The sequence below is a fragment of the Acinetobacter sp. CIP 53.82 genome (assembly GCF_000369465.1).
GTDB classification, from domain to species: domain Bacteria; phylum Pseudomonadota; class Gammaproteobacteria; order Pseudomonadales; family Moraxellaceae; genus Acinetobacter; species Acinetobacter indicus.
Map to the genome: position 1 here is coordinate 379,107 of NZ_KB850046.1, position 22,703 is coordinate 401,809.

The 22,703-nt window shown below is 48.5% G+C and carries 14 protein-coding genes, 5 tRNA genes and 1 pseudogene; 12 read left to right on the forward strand and 8 right to left on the reverse strand.

All coding sequences use genetic code 11. The annotated features are described in order from the left end of the window. Positions 1-22 precede the first annotated feature (22 nt). Complete coding sequence (locus F905_RS07445) at positions 23-1,294, reverse strand: GGDEF domain-containing protein (RefSeq protein ID WP_005179187.1); 1,272 nt, start codon at positions 1,292-1,294, stop codon at positions 23-25. Positions 1,295-1,442: 148 nt separating this feature from the next. On the opposite strand from F905_RS07445, the gene pyrC reads away from it, so the two are divergent. From pyrC to F905_RS07475, 7 genes are all read left to right on the forward strand, one after another. Continuing rightward, positions 1,443-2,477 (forward strand): dihydroorotase, encoded by a 1,035-nt coding sequence (gene pyrC / locus F905_RS07450; protein WP_034597856.1) that lies wholly within the window; start codon positions 1,443-1,445, stop codon positions 2,475-2,477. Next, the gene (gene rnt / locus F905_RS07455; protein WP_075167718.1) at positions 2,462-3,121 is read left to right on the forward strand and encodes a ribonuclease T; all 660 of its coding nucleotides are present in this window, start codon (positions 2,462-2,464) and stop codon (positions 3,119-3,121) included. The genes pyrC and rnt overlap by 16 nt, the downstream gene beginning before the upstream one ends. Before the next feature lie 20 nt (positions 3,122-3,141). Then, positions 3,142-3,217, forward strand: a tRNA-Glu gene (locus F905_RS07460). Positions 3,218-3,342: 125 nt separating this feature from the next. Then, the gene (locus tag F905_RS07465) at positions 3,343-5,868 is read left to right on the forward strand and encodes a TonB-dependent receptor plug domain-containing protein (RefSeq protein ID WP_228127897.1); all 2,526 of its coding nucleotides are present in this window, start codon (positions 3,343-3,345) and stop codon (positions 5,866-5,868) included. Positions 5,869-5,951: 83 nt separating this feature from the next. Next, on the forward strand, positions 5,952-6,110 hold the full coding sequence (locus F905_RS15505; protein WP_005179197.1) for a hypothetical protein: 159 nt from the start codon (positions 5,952-5,954) through the stop codon (positions 6,108-6,110). Positions 6,111-6,339: 229 nt separating this feature from the next. After that, positions 6,340-6,415: transfer RNA gene (locus tag F905_RS07470), tRNA-Glu, on the forward strand. A gap of 113 nt (positions 6,416-6,528) precedes the next feature. Then, a complete protein-coding gene (locus F905_RS07475) occupies positions 6,529-7,947 on the forward strand; it encodes an amino acid permease (RefSeq protein WP_005179201.1) in 1,419 nt (472 codons plus the stop codon). A gap of 50 nt (positions 7,948-7,997) precedes the next feature. On the opposite strand, the gene F905_RS07480 is transcribed toward F905_RS07475, so the two are convergent. Continuing rightward, on the reverse strand, positions 7,998-9,149 hold the full coding sequence (locus tag F905_RS07480) for an IS4-like element ISAbe18 family transposase (protein WP_005176703.1): 1,152 nt from the start codon (positions 9,147-9,149) through the stop codon (positions 7,998-8,000). A 165-nt stretch (positions 9,150-9,314) separates the two neighbouring features. Here F905_RS07480 and F905_RS07485 point away from each other — a divergent pair. The 4 genes and pseudogenes from F905_RS07485 to F905_RS07500 all read left to right on the forward strand — a co-directional run bounded on the left by F905_RS07485 (position 9,315) and on the right by F905_RS07500 (position 10,648). Further along, a pseudogene (locus F905_RS07485) lies at positions 9,315-10,219 on the forward strand (alpha/beta hydrolase). Between the two features lie 133 nt (positions 10,220-10,352). Next, positions 10,353-10,428 (forward strand) — tRNA-Glu (locus F905_RS07490). A 24-nt stretch (positions 10,429-10,452) separates the two neighbouring features. Continuing rightward, positions 10,453-10,528: transfer RNA gene (locus F905_RS07495), tRNA-Glu, on the forward strand. A gap of 44 nt (positions 10,529-10,572) precedes the next feature. Then, positions 10,573-10,648 (forward strand) — tRNA-Glu (locus F905_RS07500). A 256-nt stretch (positions 10,649-10,904) separates the two neighbouring features. Here the strand turns inward: F905_RS07500 and F905_RS07505 are convergent. The 6 genes from F905_RS07505 to F905_RS07530 all read right to left on the reverse strand — a co-directional run bounded on the left by F905_RS07505 (position 10,905) and on the right by F905_RS07530 (position 20,999). Next, positions 10,905-12,149, reverse strand: a complete 1,245-nt coding sequence (locus F905_RS07505) for an NADH:flavin oxidoreductase/NADH oxidase family protein (protein WP_005179208.1) — start codon at positions 12,147-12,149, stop codon at positions 10,905-10,907. Between the two features lie 100 nt (positions 12,150-12,249). Beyond that, positions 12,250-13,836 (reverse strand): ABC transporter ATP-binding protein, encoded by a 1,587-nt coding sequence (locus F905_RS07510; RefSeq protein ID WP_005179210.1) that lies wholly within the window; start codon positions 13,834-13,836, stop codon positions 12,250-12,252. Then, on the reverse strand, positions 13,811-14,824 hold the full coding sequence (locus tag F905_RS07515) for an ABC transporter permease (protein WP_005179211.1): 1,014 nt from the start codon (positions 14,822-14,824) through the stop codon (positions 13,811-13,813). Before F905_RS07515 ends, F905_RS07510 begins: the two co-directional genes overlap by 26 nt. Beyond that, on the reverse strand, positions 14,824-15,894 hold the full coding sequence (locus F905_RS07520; RefSeq protein WP_005179212.1) for a microcin C ABC transporter permease YejB: 1,071 nt from the start codon (positions 15,892-15,894) through the stop codon (positions 14,824-14,826). Before F905_RS07520 ends, F905_RS07515 begins: the two co-directional genes overlap by 1 nt. A gap of 29 nt (positions 15,895-15,923) precedes the next feature. Beyond that, a complete protein-coding gene (locus tag F905_RS07525) occupies positions 15,924-17,762 on the reverse strand; it encodes an extracellular solute-binding protein (protein ID WP_005179213.1) in 1,839 nt (612 codons plus the stop codon). A 27-nt stretch (positions 17,763-17,789) separates the two neighbouring features. Next, the gene (locus tag F905_RS07530; RefSeq protein ID WP_005179214.1) at positions 17,790-20,999 is read right to left on the reverse strand and encodes a lytic transglycosylase; all 3,210 of its coding nucleotides are present in this window, start codon (positions 20,997-20,999) and stop codon (positions 17,790-17,792) included. Between the two features lie 206 nt (positions 21,000-21,205). On the opposite strand from F905_RS07530, the gene dnaQ reads away from it, so the two are divergent. After that, positions 21,206-22,693, forward strand: a complete 1,488-nt coding sequence (dnaQ, locus tag F905_RS07535; protein WP_005179215.1) for a DNA polymerase III subunit epsilon — start codon at positions 21,206-21,208, stop codon at positions 22,691-22,693. Positions 22,694-22,703 lie beyond the last annotated feature (10 nt).

Consider the following 22,703-nt stretch of genomic DNA (forward strand, 5'->3'; position numbering starts at 1 on the left):
TTTTGTACTTGCTGTTTGGGATTTATTCTAAACCTTGCAGAATATCGCTGACCTGCGCGGTCTGATAATAAATCTGGTTCCGGCCGAGTTTTTTCGCCCGGTACAGCGCCTGGTCGGCACGGCTAATCAGATCATCCTTGGAAATCTCGAGCTCGCCTTTATACACGGTAAAACCCAGGCTGATAGTAATGATATCGGACACACTGGATTTTTCATGTGGAATGGCCAGCCGTTCAATTGCCCTAAAAATATTTGACGCCACCGCATAAGCACCATGCGCATCAGTTTCAGGCAGCAACACCACAAATTCTTCGCCGCCATAACGCGCCACAAAATCCATATGCCGAATCGCGTCTTTAATGGACTTGGCCACTGATGAAATGACTTCATCACCTTTTTGATGGCCATAAAAATCATTAAACAGCTTAAAGAAATCGACATCAATAAATAGCAAGGACAAGGGCCGTTCATCATGCCGCGCCTGCTCATAATAGCTGTTCAGCATTTCATCAAAGTTGCGCCGGTTCGACACTTTGGTCAGTGCATCATGCTGGCTTAAATGCAGCAATTCTTCACTGTTAATCCGGTTAATTTTCTCGCCGAGTTTCGCCTGCTGCATCACCAGAAAGATCATCCGCTCTCGGGTACACAGCATTTTACTCATTAAAAAACCCATCACTACGCTGCCGATGAGCACCCGCGCCATCACCATCACATCAATTGGAATGTAAAAGGTAAACAGCATGACCATGGTCATGACTGCCGCCATTAATCCGGTCAGCAGCATATGAAATGGTTTTACCCCGGTCAGCACATAGCCCATGATGTAAATGATACAGATGATCATCATGGCCTGATATTTCAGTGCTTCGGTATACACGGTCATGGTCAGCCAGGTCATCGACAAGATGGCCCAGAACACCAGCGCCATGGCGGCATAGGCAAAATAGCGCCGCAGGATTTTATAATGCGCAAAGAAAAACAGCGTCAGCAGACACAGACCGCCATTGAGTAGCCCGAGCAGACAGCGGATAAAATCATGCCAGAAATGTTGCGGCTGGATAATCCAGTAATCCCCGGGAATGACCAGCATGGTCAGAATAAAATAGACCAGCACCCCCGACCAGAAATACTGGTTAATATTATGCCGGGCCCGCTCCAAATACTGCTGCCAAAATTCCTGTTCCAGCTGTTTCGGAAACACCTGACCTGCGCTGCGTCGTTGCCGGGCAATCAGTGCCTCTATTTTTTCCTTGTCGTATTGCAATTGGACAAGCTTATATTTGTATTCCATTGACATAAAATATAATTTTTATAGTCGCTTAAAAATAACACAAAATGATAAAAATTAATTCAATATAAGGCATCTTTTGTCTAGATTTGACGTTATCATTGTCAGGTTTATAGATTATCATTCCATTTATTTTTCGATCGGCATCACCTTGAATACGATTACTCTTTTACAGCCAGATGACTGGCATGCTCACTTACGTGACGGTTTAGCATTAAAACGTACAGTTCCAGATCTTGCCAAACAGTTTGCACGTGCGATCTGTATGCCGAATCTTGTCCCGCCTGTAAAAACCGTGGAAGAAGCGATCAGCTATCGTGAACGCATTATGGCGCATGTGCCAGAAGGCGTGGCGTTTGATCCGCGCATGGTGCTGTATTTCACTGATCAGACTTCGCCAGCCGAAGTGAAAAAAATTAAAGACTCCGAGCATGTCAATGCCATCAAGCTGTATCCGGCTGGTGCGACCACCAACTCGGACAATGGGGTCAGCGACATCCGTAAAGTTTATGCGGTGATTGAACAGTTAGAAGAACATCAGGTGCCGCTGCTGTTACACGGCGAAGTAACCCATCAGCATGTCGATATTTTTGACCGTGAAAAACGCTTCCTCGATGAAGTGTTGGCACCTTTATTAAAACAGTTCCCGAAACTGAAACTGGTGCTAGAACACATCACCACCAGCGAAGCAGCGCACTTTGTTCTGGAGCAGGACCGCAACGTGGCCGCTACCATTACTCCGCAACATTTGCTGTTTAACCGCAATGACATGCTGGTTGGTGGGGTTAAACCACACTTCTACTGCCTGCCTATTTTAAAACGTCAAACCCATCAGCAGACTTTGCTGGAAGTGGCGACCAGTGGCAATCCGAAATTCTTCCTCGGAACCGACAGCGCGCCGCATTCTAAAAATGCCAAAGAAAATGCCTGCGGCTGTGCCGGCTGCTATAGCGCACCAACCGCCATTGAGCTGTATGCGCAAGCCTTTGACCAGGTCGGTAAACTGGACCGCCTAGAAGGTTTTGCCAGCCACTTTGGCGCAGACTTCTATGGTTTACCGCGTAATACTGGTACGATTACCCTGGTTAAAGAAGACCAAGTGATTCCTGCAAGTTTAGACTATTTGGATGGTGAACAGATTGTTCCGCTATATGCCGGTCAAACCATCCAATGGAGAAAAGTGTGACAGACGAAACTCTACCTTTAATTGGTCAGCGTTTCCGTGGATTCTTACCTGTTGTGGTCGATGTCGAAACAGCAGGTTTTAATTCGCAAACCGATGCCTTACTTGAAATAGCCGCCATTCCGATTGTGTTTAATGCGGAAGGCCATTTTGTTCCGGGTCAGGCCTATCATGCGCATATTAATCCGTTTGAAGGGGCCAATCTGGACCGTCGTTCACTCGACTTTATCGGGATTGATCCGTTCAACCCGATGCGTATGGCCATGGCTGAAGATGAAAAAACGGCGCTGAAACGTATTTTTAAATCCGTGAATGAAGTGCGTCGCCAGCAGAACTGTACTCATGCAGTGCTGGTCGGCCACAATGCGCATTTTGATCTGGGCTTTTTACAGGCGGCCATTGCCCGTACCAGTACCAAAAACCAGAATCCGTTTCACAGCTTTTCCGTACTCGATACCGTAACCTTAAGCGCGGTGATGTTCGGTCAAACGGTACTGGCCAAATCCTGTATTCAGGCCGGCATTGAATTTGATGGCAAAGAAGCGCACTCTGCCCTGTACGACACACAAAAGACCGCGGAACTGTTCTGTTATATTTTAAACAAACTCACCCCGCATCTACTTGACACCTTGGTGGCGGATCAATAAGATACCGCCATCTTCTAAACGTCCCTATCGTCTAGAGGCCTAGGACATCGCCCTTTCACGGCGGTAACCGGGGTTCGAATCCCCGTAGGGACGCCATCTCATTTCTCTCCCCTCCTGTTTGTTATTCATTCTTCTTTGCACAGCACTGTTGTTTATTTAAGCTGTTATTGCAAATAATTCTCATTTCTATTGAGTAAGCCCATCAGGTTAATGATAATCGCTTGCATTATCTTTTACAAAAAACACATCTCATGCGTTTTGCCTATTCCAGCTTGTCTGTGGCCATTTTAAGCAGCTTCAGCTCCCTTAGTTTTGCTGAACAGATTCAAGAATCAGAACCTACCACCCTCTCTCCCTCGCTCAAACTGTCGACCATTGTGGTCGAGGCCAAAGAGGAAAATGCGCTGGGAAAAACAGTCTATAAACAGGAAGATTTAAAGAAAAGCCCGAATAGCAGCAAGAACATCACCGACTTTTTAAAGGTGAATCCGAACGTGCAGCTAGGTCACCGCTTTCGCAGCAGCTTGCAGCAAGGTGAACTGAACGCGGCCGATATCAGTATTAATGGCGGATTGGCTTACGATAACAAGATTCTGATCAATGGCCTCTCCATCAACAATACGATTAATCCGGTGGGGGCACAGCAATCCAATCATCCCAACCAGCTAATGGGCAATTCACAGACTGCTGCCATTAATACCGACCTACTGTGTAAACTGACCGTGTTAGACAGTAATGTCGGGGCGGAATATGGAGAATTTGCCGGCGGCGTGGTTTCTGCCGAAACCTGCGCTCCGCAAACTGAAATTGGCAAAATTCACGGTTCGCTCAGTTATGACTACACCTCAGATGCCTGGTCAAAAGTCAATTTCCCCTCTCAGGACAGCCGGGATGCTTTTGAAGATTCGACCGATGAGTCGGCACAGCCCTACTTCACCAAACAGGGCATTAGCCTGAACAGTTATGGTCGGCTCAGTGAGCAATGGGGTTTTAATGCCTTTGCTTCATACCGGCATTCAGCCATTCCCTTAAAAACAGATTTTGCCGAATCAGGGCAATTTGAACAGCAGCGTCAGGCCCGCAATGCCGGTGTGGAATTATTTTATGATCCCTCTGAACGTACCTCGTTTAAGCTGGGCGCGAGCTTTTTGGAAAATGATGGACTGTATTTTAAATCCAATATCCGTGATTCTGAATCGACCCAACACTCGAACAGCCAGAACCTGTATTTTAATCTGAACAACCAGCTCGACAGTGTCTTGCTGACCCAGCAGCTAAATTATCAACGCCAGCAAGCAGGACGTCAGGCCGCCCAGAACCACTATAGCTGGCTCAACTCGAGCAGCAAAAACTGGGGCAAGGACAGATATAGTTTCGAAGGTCATATGGGCGGCTTAAAGCAGCAAGAAAGCCGGCTGGAATACACCATTAAAGCCCTGTTTGAGCCGATTGAAACCGCATCTTTACGGCATCAGTTTAAAATCGGGGCCGGCTATGGCCATTATGCTGCTTACTGGCAACGCCCTGAAACTGCCCACGTATATGCCACGCCTTTAAATTTAAGCGGCGCCGACTGCCAGTCTGATAATGGCACTCTATATGATGCCTGTGATACTGCGCCAAGTCTGGATGGAAAATATCAAGGCCAGTATTTAAGCAGCAAAACCAGCTATTATGCCAGTCAACTGGATATCCGTCAGGATCGCTGGCATGCCTTTATTGAAGACCAGATTCACTGGAATCAGTATCTGAGCGCAACCTTGGGCTTCCGGAGTGACTATGATTCCATCCATAAACAGAACAATGTTGCCCCCAGAACTGCACTAGAAATCCGTCCTTTGGGCAATGAACGCCTGATCCTTTTGGGTGGCTGGAACCGCTATTACGGGCTAAATGCGTTTGTGAATGAACTGAATGACCGGATTGACCAGTTTGAGCAGAAATATACACGCGCGCAGCTGGAACAGGGCTGGACACCCAAAACCGCAGGAAAGACCAGTTTCACCTATCGTTCCGAGCTGAAAACCCCGTATAGCGATGAAACCGTACTTGGCCTGAGTTCCAAACTGAATAATACCGCATTCAGCCTGAAATGGGTCAACCGTGACAATCAGGACCAGTTACGTAAAACTAAAATGAATCTGGAAGATCTGAGTTATAGCTATGACAATCGCGGTCGCTCTGCATCCGATATTTATTCACTTTCCATCCGCAACCTGGCGCCACTGGCATTTTTAGGTGCACAGCATCGTCTGGCCCTGAATGCAGACTATACCGAAACCACGCGCAATTTTGATCATTACGACAGTACCGATATTCTGACCGCCACCCCGCAAGTCTATTATAAGGGGCAACTGATTGATGCCGAGGATCGCCCTGCCCATGAGTTTCATGTGCCGTGGACCGTGCGTCTGAACTGGGAGATGCAGTTTGACCGCCTGCCGCTAACGCTCAGCCATTTCCTGAGTTATCAGGGTAAAGTTGATGCCCTAAAACGTAAGGCCAAAGGCTATACCGACGCACAGGGCGTGCAGCATGATGCCTATACGCCGTACACCACCCAGAACAAGTTTTATTGGGACTTGAAAGCCAGCTACCGGATTCCGTCTGTTAAAAATACTCAAACCATTTTGGGTCTGACTATTAACAATGTCACCAACCGCGCCAACAGCTTTATTGACAGCAGCGGCAGCGCCCAGCCCGACATTGGCCGGCAGTTTATTGCCGATGTGACCTTTAAATTCTAGCGTGGAAATATGCACAGGCTTGCGCTTTTAGACTGTGCATCCGCTATAATTGCAGTAATTTCCCATGCTTTTTTTATAAGACAATGTTAAAAAAGATTTTTCTGGTCCTGATTATTTTGCTGCCTTCGGCACTTTATCTGTACATTGTGTCGCGTGATAGCAAAGCACCGCAAGCGCCCACACCGGCTGAACAGGCCGCGCCGCAGCCACAAGCACCTGAGTACCAAACCCCGGACCACTAAATGTGGTCTTTTTTATCTCCGGTGCGGTGGGTCGTGCAGATGCTCATGGGTTAAAATCCGGTGCAGATTGAAGTGCTTATTAAAAACCGGGCGGCCATCATCAAACGATAAATTTTCCAACAGCCTAAACAGATACTTTTTAGACAAATAAATCCAAATCATGGAATTATTCCCGTCATCAAATTGACATCTTTGGGGCAAATCCCTAATATAGCCCTCACCTCGCAACGTCCCTATCGTCTAGAGGCCTAGGACATCGCCCTTTCACGGCGGTAACCGGGGTTCGAATCCCCGTAGGGACGCCATCTAAATCGCGCCAGACGATTACTTCTAACCCAATTGTTTTGATTATTGATTGCAGATTTGTAGTTTTTCTCTACAATAGCCTGCTTCTCTATTCTTTTATTCTCCTACTCTTATGCAGACATCTCATTCTCCGAATGATGCTACGCATCAGGGCAATTCTGCGCCTTTAAAACGCGCTATGAGTACTCGACATCTGGTTATGATTTCACTTGGTGGTGCAATCGGAACTGGTTTATTTTTAGGTTCGGGTGAAGTCATTGCACAAACGGGGCCTGTAGGTGCCATTCTTGCTTATTTTCTGGGCGGCGTGATCGCTTACATGGTTATGCTGTGTTTGGGCGAACTGGCTGTCCATATGCCTGAATCCGGTTCTTTTGGTGCTTATGCCAAACGTTATATTGGACCCGGAACAGGCTATACCGTCACCTGGCTGTACTGGCTAACCTGGTCAGTCACCCTGGGGACTGAATTTACCGCAGCCGCCCTGCTGATGCAGGAGTGGTTCCCGCACATCTCGATGTGGTTATGGACCATTATTTTTGGGGTATTTGTCTTTACCTTAAATATGGTGTCTAGCCGCTGGTTTGCTGAATCGGAATTCTGGCTGGCACTGGTCAAAGTCGTGACCGTGGTGGCCTTTATTCTGCTCGGTCTGCTGGCCATTTTCGGCGTGATCGGCTATCAGGGCTATGAATCTGCGCCGCTGTTTAGCAATTTAACCGCACAGGGCTGGTTCCCGGAAGGTTTATTCCCGATTTTCACCACCATGCTGATTGTGAACTTTGCCTTCTCTGGCACCGAACTGATTGGTGTGGCCGCTGGTGAAACCAAAGACCCGGCCAAAAACGTTCCAAAAGCCATCAACACCGCGATTTTCCGCCTGCTGATTTTCTTTGTCGGAACCATTCTGGTGGTGACTGCGTTATTGCCGCATCAGGAAGCCGGTCTGGCCGCTGAGGGCGTGAGTAGCAGTCCATTTGTGACCGTGTTCCAGCACATCGGGATTCCATACGCAGAAGATATTATCCGCTTCGTGATCATTACCGCCTTACTGTCTGCCGCCAACTCAGGTTTGTTTGCAGCATCGCGGATGATGTGGTCATTGTCGTATCAGAAGCAGTTGCCGCAGGTTTTCTCCAAGGTCAACTCGCGTGGTATTCCTTATGTGGCAGTGATGGTCACCATGCTGGGTGCAATGCCAGGCTTGCTGTCTGAGCAGTTTGCACCTGAGCTGATTTTTACCAACCTGCTCGGTATTGCGGCCTTTACCATGGTGGTGGTCTGGATGAGTATCTGCTTAAGTCATTTCAACTTCCGCCGTGAATGGTATAAACAGGGTCGTAGCGTGAAAGAGCTGGGCTTTGCCGCACCATTGTTCCCGATTGTGCCAATTCTGGGCTTTGTATTCTGTCTGATTACCTGTTTGAGTATGGTGTTTGATCCATCCATGCGCATCAGTTTCTTTGGCTGTTTAATCTTTATTGCAGCCTGCTATATCAGCTATTACCGTTTTTATCATAAAAAAATCTAATCAGGATTTGCAGTAAAGAGCGGCCCCGGCCATTGCTGTCCCACAATTTTTCACAAGAGGAAGCTCATTTGAGCTTCCTCTTGTTTTATGGGTATTTTATCGGGTGAAAATAAAGCTTTTAAAGTTCTTCTTTCAAACAAATTCACTTGAATTATTCTGAGTAAACGTTGAACTGTCCAACCTGTTTTTCCTAAATGTCGAGCGAAACTCACCAATAAATAGGCGATCATCGCAATCCAGATTTGTGTCTGAATTGCGTTCCTGCTGCGGCCTAGAAACGCTTTTAATTTGAGATTCTGCTTAATCGCCTTAAAGAACAGCTCAACTTTCCAACGATCTTTATAAATCGCCGCAATGGTGGAGGCGGCTAAATGAAAGTTATTGCTGAGAAAGCTAAAGTGCTTGCCACTTTGCTGATCTCTATATTCAATTCTTCTTAACACTGGGGCTTTTCTTTTTAGGGCATGTGCGCTATTCAGCTGAATGGTTTCATCTTTTAGAATACCTTTGGATTCAAGCACTGGATGTTGCTGGATCACCTGATACACAGATTTAGGCCTAAAACGTGTGACAAATCCAATGTTTTGAGCAGTCAGATTTGCATACCATTGGTAATCGACATAGCCTTTATCAAAAACTACAATGCTGCCAGCAGGAAACTGGAATTTGCGGCCTTGTACCATGTCATTTTCTTTGCCATTTTCAACTGCAACAAACTCAGGAATATCATTGCTGTGATTCAATCCTATACTGAGTTTCATGCTGGCTTTTGAGTCGTGAACTTTGGCCCATTCACATAAGGAAAGCGACAGGTCAATATGACTGGCATCCAAGGAATACAAGGGATTCTTAAAGCGAAATTTATGAGCTACTTTTGAGTGTTCATAGTATTTAAGCAACTTGTAAAATAGCTGTTGATACAAGGCAGCAGGCTGCTGCTCATTGATTCGTGCCAGCGTGCTTCGGGGAATAGACTTTGCTCCGAGATGACTCAGCTTTTCCTGTTGGCACTCCAAATTGGATTGAATATCTCTCAGACTTTGCCTACAAGAGAATTGAGACATCAATATGGCAATAAACTGATCCCACCGGGAAGCCGCTCTAAATTTCTGTCCAACATGGTGTACTTTAGCAAGTTGTTCAAAATCCTGTCGCACAACAGGTTTAATTAGCTCATGAAATACGGTATTCTGATGTGACAAAACCTGAATCCTGGTCGTTAAAGTGTTTGTTTGCACTCATATTTTAACTGTTAGGACTCAGGTTTTTTTATTTAAAGCAAACTATGGGACAGCAGTGGCCCCGGCCGCTCTTTTTTTATCTATACTGTTAAATAAAGCCATTCTTATTCACATGCTGGCCCTACAATGAATATTATTTGCATTCATGGGATGAATCAGCAACACCAGACTGCCGATTCACTGCGTCGACTGTGGTTATCAATACTGGAGCAGGGTTTAAAACGCAGCCAGCAGTCCCATTTTTTGCCGATTTAAAACAGGCCATCTGTATGCCGTTTTATGGCGATCTGCTCTCCAAACATCATCTGCAAAACACTTTAAATGCCAGCACCCGGATGCCGCAGCACTGGCCGCATTTTCCACTGCTGCATCCAGTCAAAATTCAAAAACCGACCACAGTGGTGGAAGAACATCGCCCCGGCGATTGCAATATTCCGCATCTGCAAGTCTATGATGCACTTAACTTTAACCAGAAACTGAAATGGCTCAGTGCTTTAAGCCGGGATATTGCACTGCGTGATTTTGCCCGGCTGATCAATTATTTTCCCAAACTGCATGCCAGCTTGTTGCATAAATTTCTGGTCGAAGCCTATTTATACCTGGCCGATCCGCATTTTATTCAAGAGGTACACAGCCGGATTTATGCCCAGCTCTGTCAGGATAACACCCATATTATTCTGGCGCATTCCTTAGGCACGGTAATTGCCTATAATCTGTTAATTCAGCATCCGGAACTGAATATTGCACGCTTTATTACCCTCGGTTCGCCGCTGGCCTTTCGGGTGATTCAGGAGCATTTACAACAGCCGATTCAGCGCCCCACTGCCCTGCATGGCGACTGGATTAATTTTTATTCTCCGGATGATTTTCTGACCGCCTTTCCACTGTCGGAACCACCGTTTCATTTTAAACCGGCCATTCTGAACCAGCAGGTACAAACTCCGGTAGATCGTCCTCATGAAGTCTATGGCTATTTACAGCATCCCCAAGTCTTAGAGGCCTTGGTCGAGTTACTGCCAGAAAGTGCTTAAATTGAGGGAATTTTCACCTGATTTATGCAAATTGTTCTAAATTTATTCGCTTAAAAGCCTTGCAGCCAGAAAATTGTAGAAAAGCGTTTGACACCCTCCTTTTTTCACCCTAATATACGCCCACCTCTGAAACGTCCCTATCGTCTAGAGGCCTAGGACATCGCCCTTTCACGGCGGTAACCGGGGTTCGAATCCCCGTAGGGACGCCAATTTCAGAAGTAATATTTTATTAAGTCCCTATCGTCTAGAGGCCTAGGACATCGCCCTTTCACGGCGGTAACCGGGGTTCGAATCCCCGTAGGGACGCCACTTCCTCCAATCAATAGAAGCGGTTTAAAATATTCTTCTGCACTGTCCCTATCGTCTAGAGGCCTAGGACATCGCCCTTTCACGGCGGTAACCGGGGTTCGAATCCCCGTAGGGACGCCATATTCGGGTCACACACGTGATTCATAAAAAAGCCCAAGCATTGCGACTTGGGCTTTTTTATTGCTGCAACTTTTTATTTGTACAGAACGGGAAGTATGAAAAATACTATCACTCGTTTAAAACAGTCATACCACCTGCACCCAGATCCTCATCCACTTCATACAATCTCCTGTGAATATGGATGGAAATGCTCAAAAAGGCTGAATAAAGCGTAGATGGGGAATTGGAATGAATCACCCTCATTCCCCATTTCTGTTTAGGCCGATTTACGCGAGTTAATCTGCCCTTTAATGACCGCGGTCAAATTGCCTTTTAAATATTTAAAAAATACTTTTAAAGGCGAGAGTTTTGGATTCGGCTGTTTGCCTTGGGCAATGTCCTTGAACTGCGCGGCATACCAGATAATTTCCATAATTGCCATTTTATCAACCAGTGGAATGCCGGTCTTAATTTTATCGACACCATAACGCACGTCTTGCCCTGCCAGCAAACGATGTGCCAGATCTGGCTCTACCGCAAATGGGCGAGCAATCCCGATAAAATCACAGGCGCCGCTGGCCAGTGCCGTATTCATGCCTTGTACGGTCCGGAAACCGCCGGTCACCATTAAATGACAACGAACTTCCTGGCGGATCCGCTCCGCAAACTCCAAGAAGTAGGCTTCACGCGCTAAAGTCGAGGCTTTGCGTTTTTCCGCTTTTACTCCGGCCATGGCCGGTGCTTCATAAGTCCCCCCCGATACTTCAATCAGGTCAATTCCGGCAGCATCAATCGCTTTAAAGACCTGAATCACATCTTCCTCACTAATACCACCGCGCTGGAAATCCGCCGAGTTCAGCTTGACTGAGATGATAAAATCTTCAGAGGTCGCAGCGCGCACCGCCTGATAAATTTCCAGCAAAAAGCGCATCCGGTTTTCAATCGAGCCACCCCAACGATCTTGGCGTTTATTGGTTAGCGGTGATAAAAACTGGCTGATTAAGTAGCCATGTGCGCCATGCAGCTGCACCCCTTCAAAACCGGCCTGCTCACAGATCTGCGCTGCGCGGGCAAAGCGCTGGATAATATCAAGAATCTCATCTTCACGCAGTTCACGCGGTGTGCCAAAGGTGGTGGCCAAGGCCGGGCTAAACGGTACCGCGGAAGGCGCGACGGTTTCTTTGTTCAGGCCTTTCGGACATTGCCGCCCCGGATGCGACAGCTGCACCAGTTGCACCATGCCATACTGCTTGCCAATCTGTGCCCACTGTTGCAACTTGGCCAGATCACGTTCTGATTCAATGGCCACCACGCCCGGTTCATTTTTGGCACGAATATCCACCATGACATTGCCGGTAATGGCACAGCCCAGCCCACCCTTGGCCCAGGCCTCATATAAGCCCAAATGTAACTGGTTCGGCTGACCAGCCGTATTGGCCAGCGCCTCACTCATAGCGCCTTTAATGATGCGGTTTTTAAATGTGGTCTTTCTAATTTGAAGCTGATCTGCAATCTGGCTCATTGGTCAATCCTGACATTGTGGTCTAGAGCAAATACTCCATTGAATTACCCCAATGGTCAAGCAAATTTTGACAACTCGTAATGTCAAAAATAGTCACAGATCAATATTGACTGGCCTGAATCAGCTGCCGGGTATAGTCAGTTTGTGGCTGTGCAAACAGATCTTCAGTACGCTGGAATTCCATCACCTTGGCATGTTTCAGCACCAATACCTTCTGACACAAGGCCTTGACCACCTGCAAATCATGGCTGATAAACAGATAGCTCATCTGCTCCTGCTGCTGCAAACGCCGCAACAGTTTAACGATGGCGCGTTGTGTGGTGCGGTCCAGCGCCGAGGTCGGCTCATCCAGAATCAGCAGTTTCGGTTTCAGCACCAGCGCACGTGCCAGTGCAATCCGTTGCCGCTGTCCACCGGATAGTTCATGCGGATAACGGGTTTTAAAACTGACCGGCAATTCAACTTTTTCCAGTGCCAGATCAATACGCTGCTGAATTTCGGATGCTGACAGCTTTTGTAAGGTCAACCCTTCGCCAATGGTCTGCTCGACATTTAAACGCGGATTCAGGCTGCTAAACGGGTCCTGAAATACAATCTGAAATTCACTGCGTAATGGCCGCAGCTGCTTTTCCGAAAGCTGGTTCAAGTCCTGGCCCAGCAAATCAATTTTGCCCTCACTGGCAGTTAAACGCGAAATCGCCAGCGCCAGCGAGCTTTTACCGGAACCACTTTCCCCGACAATACCGATGGATTCGCCTTGGGCCAGATTTAAATCCAGCGGCTCCACCGCGACAAAATAATCTTTGACTCGATTGAGTAAACCCTGCTTGATGGGAAACTTCACACCCAGTTGTTGCAGTTGCAATAAAGGCTGAGTCGCCTCTACCTGTAAAGCCTGACCAAAATCATGATGCAGCAGTTCCCGGGTATAGGCCTGCTGCGGCGCATGAAAGACCTGTTCAACCGGCCCCTGCTCCTCGACCTGGCCTTTGTTCATGACAATGACCTGATCGGCATAATGCCGCACCAGATTCAAATCATGGCTGATTAAAATCATGGCCATCTGCCGGCTGCGCTGTAAGCTTTGCAGCAGGTCCAGAATTTGCGCCTGCAGGGTCACATCTAACGCAGTGGTCGGCTCATCGGCAATCAGGATGTCCGGATCAAGCGCCAAGGCCATGGCAATCATCACCCGCTGGCGCTGCCCACCTGACAGTTCATGCGGATAACGCTTCAGTTTATCTTCCGGCTGGGGAATGCCGACATCTTGCAGCAATTGCAGTACGCGTTGCCGGGTTTCCGCCTTGGAATAGCCTTGTAACAGCAGGCTTTCGCTAATAATTTTTTCCACCCGATGCAGCGGATTTAATGCCGTCATCGGCTCCTGAAAAATCATGGCAATGCGCTGGCCGCGAATCTGGCGTAGTTGTGCCGGATTCAGCTGTAGCAGATCCTGCCCCTGAAACAGTGCCTGCCCCTGAATCTGTAGCTGACTCGGCAACAAGCCCAGCAAGGCCAGACTACTCACCGATTTGCCCGAACCACTCTCGCCGACCAGCGCCAGCGTTTCGCCAGCGTGCAATTCAAAACTTAAATTGTGCACCAATAGCTGCTGTTGATGCTGAATCTGGAGCTGCTGTACCGTCAGCACCGGCGTGCGCTTACTGGCGTCTTGGATCGAATGCATCACGGGTCGCCTCTCCAATATAAATCAGTAAAGATAAAACAATCGCTAGGGTAAAAAAGCCCGACAATGCCAGCCACGGCGCATTTAAATTATTTTTGCCCTGTAGCAGCAGTTCGCCTAAAGATGCAGCATCGGGCGGCAAACCATAACCGAGGAAATCCAGTGCAGTCAGCGCGGTAATATTCGCAGTCAGCATAAAGGGTAGTTGTGACAGACTTGAACTCATGGCATTGGGCAAGATGTGCCGGAATATGATGGTACGGTCGCTCACACCCAGGCTGCGGGCAGCACGGACATAATCAAAATTACGTGCCCTTAAAAATTCGGCCCGGACCAGTCCGACCAAGGTTGGCCAGCCAAACAGCAGCATAATCAGAAACAGCCAGTACACACTCGGACTAAACATACTGACCAGAATCATTACCATGAACAGCATTGGTAAACCGCCCCAGACTTCCAGAATCCGCTGTCCCAGCAAATCGACCCAGCCGCCATAATAGCCCTGTATCGCCCCGACGATAATGCCAAGTGCAGCAGAGGCCAGCGTTAAGGCAAATCCGAATAGCAGTGATACCCGCAGGCCATAGAGAATCCGCGCCAGTACATCTCGGCCCTGATCATCGGTCCCGAGCCAGTTATCGCTGGTCGGTGGTGACGGCACCGGCACAGCCAGCTCTAAATTCGGCGATTGATAAGAATATTCAATCAGTGGCCAGATGGCCCAGCCCTTGTCCTGAATCAGTTGCTGCACAGCCGGGTCCTTATATTCTGCTTCGGTTTCAAAGACCCCGCCAAAAGTGGTTTCAGGATAAGCCTTGAACACCGGCATATATAAGCTGTTTTCATATTTGACCAGCAGCGGCTTGTCATTGGCGATCAGCTCGGCCGCTAAGGACAAAATAAAAATCAGAGCAAAGGCGATAAAACAGCCAAATCCCAGCCGGTTCTGTTTAAAACGCTGGAGCCGCGCCTGCATCAAGGGAGACATTATTTGGCCCCCCGTGATTCAAAATTAATCCGTGGATCAATGACCTGATACAGCACATCGCTGATCAGTCTGAGGACTAATCCTAACAAGGTAAAAATAAACAGGGTGCCAAAAATTACTGGATAATCACGCTGTACAATCGCTTCAAAGCCCAGCAATCCCAGACCATCGAGGTTAAAAATAATTTCAATAAACAGGTTACCGACAAAAAAAATCCCAATTAATGCTTCCGGCAGGCCAGCAATCACAATTAGCATGGCGTTACGAAAAACATGGCCATACAGCACCCGCGATTCGGTCAGGCCTTTGGAGCGTGCCGCCAGCACATACTGTTTATTCAGTTCTTCCATAAACGAGTATTTGGTTAAGTAGGTCAACCCGGCAAATCCACCAATCACCATCGCCAGCAGCGGCAAGGTCATATGCCAGAAATAGTCTTTGATTTTACCCAGCAGACTCAGCTGATCGAAGTTTTCCGAGACCAATCCCTGTAGCGGGAACCACTGAAAATAGGAACCACCGGCAAAAAATACAATCAATAAAATCGCAAAAGCAAAGGCCGGAATGGCATAGCCAATGGCCAGCAAAATAGACGTGGCTTTATCAAAGATCAGACCATGCTGACGGGCTTTTTTTATCCCGAGTGGAATAGACACCAGATAAATCAGCAAGGTGCTCCACAATCCTAAAGACAGCGATACCGGCAGTTTTTCCCACAGCAGCTGGGTCACCGGCTTGTCTTTAAAAAAGCTGGTGCCAAAATCAAATTGCAGATAGCTACTCAGCATTAGCCAGAAACGCTCATGAATTGGTTTATCAAACCCATATTGCGCTTCAATTTTAGCCACCATTTCATCACTTAGACCTTTGGCGCCCTGATAGGGCGTTGAACCGGCCGCAGCAGTTTCGGCACTGCCACTCCCGCCCATGCCCTGAAAGGCTTCTGCCTGCTGAATTGCCTGCTCGACCGGACCGCCCGGGGCAATCTGGATCACAATAAAGTTAATCAGCAAAATCAGAAACAGTGTGGGAATAATCAGCAACACACGTTTCAGGATATAGGTTCCCATGCGCTCAGCATCCTTGTGGCAAAGCCAGCTTATTGTTTACGCAGATACTGGGCTACTTTTTGCGCCCCGGCTGCATCACTCCACCAGTAATCAAGTCCAATGGAAAGTTTTGGTTTTATTTTCGGTTGTTGGTACATATTCCAGTAGGCCAGCCAGTGCTCGCCTTTGCCATAGGTCGGAATCTGGTAATAACCAGCGCGTAATAAGCGGTCCAGCACTTTGGTCCGGACAATCAGCTGCTGGCGGTCAGGCGCGTAAATAATTTTCTGAATGATGTCATCAATGACCGGATTCTTGATGCCGGCATAATTATAATTGCCCGGCTGATCTGCCGCGGCACTGCTCCAGAATTGCGCCTGTTCATTGCCCGGACTTAAGGACTGTGGCAAGACCATGGTGCTTAAGTCAAATTCTGCCCGGCGCATCCGTTCAATATATTGCGGCACATCGACCTGACGGATATTCACCACAATCCCCAGACGTTTTAAATTGCGCACAAAAGGCATTAAAGTACGCTGCAAGCCATCCTGATGAATTAAAAATTCCAGCTGGATGGTGTTGCCTTTCGGATCAAGCAAACGGCCATCCTTGAAGCGATAGCCGGCATTCAGCAGGATCTGCCGGGCTTTGAGCAGACCGCTGCGGTTAAAACCGCTGGCATCACTGACCGGGAATTTCCAGTTGGCCAGCACCCCCTGACGCTGCACCGGATGCAACTGTTTTAAATACGGCTTTAACAGTGCCAGCTCCGCCGCGCTTGGACGACCTTTGGCTTCCAGTTCGCTATTGCTAAAATAACTTTGCAAACGCTGATACTGTCCGTAAAACAGGGCTTTATTCTGCCATTCAAAATCATAGGCATGGCTGAGCGCCTGACGGAAATGAATATCCTGCATCGGTGCACGCCGGGTATTAAACACAAAACTTTGTGTTGGCACCGGGTTTTCATGCCGGAACTTATATTTCACCACCATCCCCGCTTTCACTGCCGGGAACTGATATTCCGTCACCCATTTGCGCGCGGTATATTCTTCATGCAGCGTGTATTGGCCCGACTTAAAGCCTTCAAAGGCCACATCCATATTGCGGTAATAGACAAATTTAAGCCGGTCAAAGTTATAACGGCCCTTATTTACCGGCAGATCTTTGCCCCAATAGTTCGGATTGCGCTTATAAGTAATACTGCGTCCGGCATCAATCCGTTCAATCAGATACGGGCCTGACCCCAGCATCGGCTGCAAGGTAATCCGGCTAAAGTCCTTGCCCTGCCAGTCTTTCTGGGAATAAATCGGTAAGGCCGATAAAATCAGCGGCATTTCACTGTTGTTATCGGATTTAAAGGTCATTTTGACCTGATGTCTGGATAAGACCTCGGTTTTATCCAAATCGGCAATATACATCTGCAAACCCGGATTAGATTTGCTCTGGAAGGTATCAAAACTGAATTTGACATCAGCCGCGGTGACCGGTGTGCCATCACTAAAACGTGCTTTTGGATTCAGATGAAAAATGACAAACTTGGTCTGCTTCGGATCATAAGTCACTTTTTCTGCCAGCAGTGGGTACATCACCCCCGGCTCATCTAGCGAGCTGGTCATGAGCGAATCAAACAGATAATTCACCCCATCGGTCGCACTGCCCTTACCGTTCATGCTGTTCAGGTTGTCAAAAGTGCCATTGCTGGACTGACTCAGTATGCCACCTTTCGGTGCTTGCGGATTGGCATAGGGCATGGCCGCAAGCTGGCTGTATTTCGGGCTGCTGTGCAGCGCGATATACGGCGTGGTCTGCAGCGCAGCCCAACTCCAGCTTGAGGTCAAGGCCAGTGCTGTTGCCACAGCACTCAAGCCATATAAAGATCTGTTCATGCGGTCACGACTCCTTGTGCCCGGCAATTACAGGTTCGGAACCTTGATGATCTCTCCAATACGCAGCTGCGTATTCGGTTTAATCTCGTTCATATCAGCCAGTTCACTGGTTTCCAGACCATAACGGCTGGCCAGCCCAATCAGGGTATCACCGCGCTTGACCTTATATTCTGTCATGGTTTTTGGCAATTGCAGGGTTTGTCCCACTCTTAAACCGGCACGCGGACTCAGGTCATTCAAGGCCGCCAGTTCAGCGACCGAAATACCGGTACGGCTGGCAATGGCATTTAAGGACTCACCGGCTTTAACGGTATAGGCTTCGGTTGCTTTACCCGTGCTGGCGCTGCTCACCGCTACACTTTCCGCGGCACGGTTGCTACTGCTGTCCAGATCACCTTCAATTTTTAAACGCTGGCCAATCCGCAGTGCAGCAGTACGTGGCAGATCATTTAGTGCGGCCAGATAGTTCAGCTGCAAATGATATTTACGCGCAATACTATTTAAGGTCTCACCCGATTTTACAATATGAATATCAGAGTTTGCCGCAGTTGTGCTGACCTTACTTTCTTCCACTAGCGCTGGCTCACCGCTGAGTTTCAGGCGCTGGCCGGTACGTAAACCGGCAGTCCGGCTGATGCCATTTAAACTGGCAATCTGCTCCAGACTCAGGTTATAGCGGTTGGCAATGGCAGTTAAGGTATCTCCCGACTGTACTGTATAACTATCCGGGATGGTCGAACCGGCGGGAATTTTTAAAGTTTGCCCAATTCGCAGGCCGGTATTGGTCGAAATCTGGTTTAAGGCGGCCAGATCAGCCAGACTCATTTTGCTTTGCGCAGCCACGCTCGATAAGGTGTCACCACGCTGGACAGTATAGTTTTCTGTTTTAATCTCAGCAGTTGACGTACTTGGCGCTGCACGACGACTCTCTGCGGCCGTTTCAGTTTTTGCTTCGGCTTTTGAGTCACTCACAGGCACATTAATCCGCTGTCCAACCAGCAAACTGCTGCCAGCAGTCAGACCCGGAGTTAAGGCTGCCAGTTCTGCATTGGACAGGCTATGACGGTCCGCAATCAGTTTCAGATATTCACCGCGTTTCACCGTATAGCTTTGCGTGGCCACTTTGGTTTCAGCCGCTTTCTGCTCAGCTGCCTTGGCACGCATCTCTGCTGTTTCTTGCAGATTCAGCTTCTGGCCGACAAACAGGCCACTGCTTGTGTTCAGATTATTATAATCCGCCAGTTGCTTGACCGATAAACCAAACTGATTGGCTACCCCGGTTAAGGTATCGTTAGCTTTAACCACATAGGATTCCGGCTGCTCTTTGGCTTTGGCTGGCGCGGCAGCTTGTGGCTTGGCATCATATAAATAGATGGTGGTACCAGCATACAGGGTCGAGTTTGGATCAATCTGGTTCCATTTCGCCACATCACGCCAATTCACCCCATTTTTCATGGCAATCAGCACTAGGGTGTCGCCGGCCTGTACCGTATAGGTACTGCGCTTGCCTTTTGGTGGCACCACCACCACTTCGGTGTCGGTCTTGATTACGTTCTTGCCCTGGTTCCGCTGGGCTTCGTCTGAATCTGGACGGGTGCTATCCGCAACACTTTTCGGGTAAGCAAAGCCTTTGGTCAGCTCTTTACCTTGCTGCTCGGCCACCGACAGACTGGTCTGAATTGCAGTCAGCTTAATCTTGCCATCATAAGGATCGACAATTTCAGTGCCTTGTGGTGCAATTTCTTTTAACTCGGCCACCACCTGCGCCTGTTCAGCCTGAGAGGCCACCGGCTGCAACACCTCTTCTACCGTTTTGTTCTGGTCTTCAGTTTTCACTGCCGCCAAAATCTGTTCACGTTCTGCTGCTGAAATTGGCGGTTCGACCTTCACCGGCTGAATATTCTGTGCCGGGGTAATGGCCACCGGAATACGTGGAGCACTTGGAATATCTGAATTGGCCGCAAAAGAGGCCAAAGCCGATGAACCGCGTGGCGTACTGATCCGTTTGGTGCTGGTTGTAGTCGTGCTGCTAGCAGTTTTGGCTGTGCTCGCTGGTGTAGTCGTAGCAGTACGCTGAGTCACACTGGCCGTCAAAGCGGGTGTGGTGGTTTTTGTAGCTGGGGCACTGGTCGTGGTCTGCGTCGTCACACTAGGACGAGTGTTGCTGGCCAGCAATCCACCACCTTGCAGGTTTTTCAGACGTTCATCGACTGTTGGGCTTAAATCGGCTGGAATCAGAATCCGCATCGGGCTGGCACTGTCAATTCGGTCAGTACGATGGCCCGGGTTCAGTGCATATAACTCGGCACGGCTAAGACCAGTAATATTGGCCACATCATTTAAATTCACCGCTCCGACCGTCACTTCACGGAAATGGGGACGGTTGGCAATTGGCGGCAAACGCACCCCGTAGGCACCTGGATTTTTAATAATTTGCGCCACTGCCAGGAAACGCGGCACATAGTTCATGGTTTCCTGTGGCAATTTCAGTGACCAGTAATCAGTCGGTAAACCGGCAGCCTTGTTACGGTTAATCGCCTGCTGAATACGGCCCGGTCCGGCATTATAAGCGGCCAGAGCCAACTCCCAGGAACCAAACTGGTTATACAGGCTACCGAGGAATTCATAGGCAGCACGGGTCGATTCGACCACATCACGGCGGCCATCATACAGCGGGGTCTGTTTCAGACCATAAATACGTCCGGTACTTGGAATAAACTGCCATAAACCGGCTGCAGCAGCACTACTGGTTGCTGCCGGGTCGTACGAACTTTCAATGACTGGTAATAATGCCAGTTCGGTCGGCATGCCACGGCGCTCGGCTTCTTTAACTGTGTGATACAGATAACGTGAAGCACGCGCACTTAAACGGTCAATATACGGCTGACGTGAAATAAACCAGCCGCGCTGCGCTTCAATACGCGGATTCCAGTGTTCCAGATCCATTTTGAAACCTACGGTCATACGCTTCCAGACATCACCGTGTTTTAAAATCAGTAAACGGTCGCCTTCTACCGCGCGCATGTCGGTGGCCGACAATAAATCTTCCAGTGAATCTAAACTGCTGGCGTCCAGATAACCTGAACCAACCTGACTCGACGTTGACGCTTTGCTGGCACTTTGTGTAGAGGTACAGCCGGTGCTGATGCCGAGCGCGGCCAGCGCTGAACCCAAAACTGTAATTTTAAATAGTGCCGGGACCATAGGCTGCCACATGCGTGTGGTTGGTTTATACATAGGAAATCCAAACAACTCGTCTATAAATTATTTTTTAGATTTGACATTGTAGTGAAGCATCACTACGACACAAGGTTTTACTCTAGCGCGATTCTAATATAAATGTTACAAGAAATTAAAAAATTGACGTCTTCGGCGTTTCTGATCTGCAATTGCGTTATACAATAGCGGCTCGGTTTTTATTTGGCTCTCTTTGGATCTGGCTTATGTCTCAAACAATCACACTATATGTGGATGGTGCTTGTCGTGGAAACCCTGGCTTGGGCGGTTGGGGTGCATATGTCATTACAGAAACCCAGCAGCACAAACTCTATGGCGGGGAACTGGAAACCACCAACAACCGTATGGAGCTGACGGCAGCCATTGAAGGCATTCAGTTCTGCCCGGCAGAGGCCAAACTGATTCTCTGGACCGATTCCAACTATGTCAAACGCGGCATGACCGAATGGATTGCCGGCTGGAAAAAGAAAAACTGGAAAGATGTGAAAAATCCGGACCTATGGCAAAAACTGGATGCCATCTGTCAGGGTCGTGAAATTGAATGGCACTGGATTAAAGGTCACGCTGGCCATGCTGGCAATGAAATGGCCGATCAGCTGGCCAACAAAGGGGCCGATCTGGTATTTGCACAGCAGGTCAAAGTGACGCCGGTACAAATCATTACTGAAGATAAAAGCGCTGAGTCTGAAGTCATCCCGCCGGGCACGGCTAAAAAAAAAGCAGAATCTGACTGGTTGCTCGACGACCCTTTTGGCTTCGATCTAGACGACAGCCAACTAGACGTTGAAGTCGAAGAAGAACTGCTAATGGTGCAGGAGGATCATCTCAGTCTGACCCAGCACAGCATTACCGTGACGCAAACCCTCAGTCAAAATGACAGCCCGAATCAGAACGAAGTCCTGATCCAAGATGAAACCCAGAACCAGAGTGCAACAGCGCCAGCAAACACGTCATCGCATCCCCATATTGTGATTACCCCGGCCACGGTTCAGGCTTATGGTCCACGCCAGCTGATTCTGGATACGGAAACCACCGGTTTTTATTATCAGGATGGTGACCGGATTATTGAAGTCGGCGCGATTGAAATGGTCAACCGCAAACTGACCGGCAGCTCGATTCATATTTATATCAACCCGGAAAAACCGGTCGGTGAATCGGAAGTGGTGCACGGTATTTCGGATGAGTTTTTAAAAGACAAGCCGAAGTATGCCGAAATTGCTGCAGTGCTGTATGACTATTTAAAAGGCGCGGAAATTATTGCACATAACGCCACCTTCGATATGAACTTCCTGGATATGGAGTTTAACCGCTGTGGTCTAGGCGATTTATCGGCGGTGTGTGAAGTCACCGATACCCTGGTAATGGCCAAAAACAAGCATCCGGGACAAAAGAACTCGCTCGATGCCTTAGTGAAGCGTTATGAAATTCCGGCGCGTGACCGTACCTTCCACGGCGCCTTGCTCGATGCTGAAATTTTGGCCGATGTCTATCTGGCCATGACCGGTGGCCAGGTATCCTTTGATATGGATGCCCTGTCAGCTCATCATGAAGAACAAAGCGGTGAATCGGGTCGTCGCAGCATTGAAGTGGAATTGCCGGTGATTCTGCCTTCCGCCGCAGAGCTGGAGGCACATGAGAATTGGGTCAAACAATTTGAAGAAAAGCATGGACAGCCCTGCTTTTTTGCCAAATAAAAAAACCGAC

Excerpts from the sequence above, each read along its gene's own strand:
- F905_RS07445 (WP_005179187.1), bottom strand. The coding sequence starts at position 1,294 with ATGGAATACAAATATAAGCTTGTCCAATTGCAATACGACAAGGAAAAA.
- rnt (WP_075167718.1), top strand. The coding sequence starts at position 2,462 with ATGGAGAAAAGTGTGACAGACGAAACTCTACCTTTAATTGGTCAGCGT.
- F905_RS15505 (WP_005179197.1), top strand. The coding sequence starts at position 5,952 with ATGTTAAAAAAGATTTTTCTGGTCCTGATTATTTTGCTGCCTTCGGCA.
- F905_RS07475 (WP_005179201.1), top strand. The coding sequence starts at position 6,529 with ATGCAGACATCTCATTCTCCGAATGATGCTACGCATCAGGGCAATTCT.
- F905_RS07505 (WP_005179208.1), bottom strand. The coding sequence starts at position 12,149 with ATGAGCCAGATTGCAGATCAGCTTCAAATTAGAAAGACCACATTTAAA.
- F905_RS07510 (WP_005179210.1), bottom strand. The coding sequence starts at position 13,836 with ATGCATTCGATCCAAGACGCCAGTAAGCGCACGCCGGTGCTGACGGTA.
- F905_RS07515 (WP_005179211.1), bottom strand. The coding sequence starts at position 14,824 with ATGTCTCCCTTGATGCAGGCGCGGCTCCAGCGTTTTAAACAGAACCGG.
- F905_RS07520 (WP_005179212.1), bottom strand. The coding sequence starts at position 15,894 with ATGGGAACCTATATCCTGAAACGTGTGTTGCTGATTATTCCCACACTG.
- F905_RS07525 (WP_005179213.1), bottom strand. The coding sequence starts at position 17,762 with ATGAACAGATCTTTATATGGCTTGAGTGCTGTGGCAACAGCACTGGCC.
- F905_RS07530 (WP_005179214.1), bottom strand. The coding sequence starts at position 20,999 with ATGTATAAACCAACCACACGCATGTGGCAGCCTATGGTCCCGGCACTA.
- dnaQ (WP_005179215.1), top strand. The coding sequence starts at position 21,206 with ATGTCTCAAACAATCACACTATATGTGGATGGTGCTTGTCGTGGAAAC.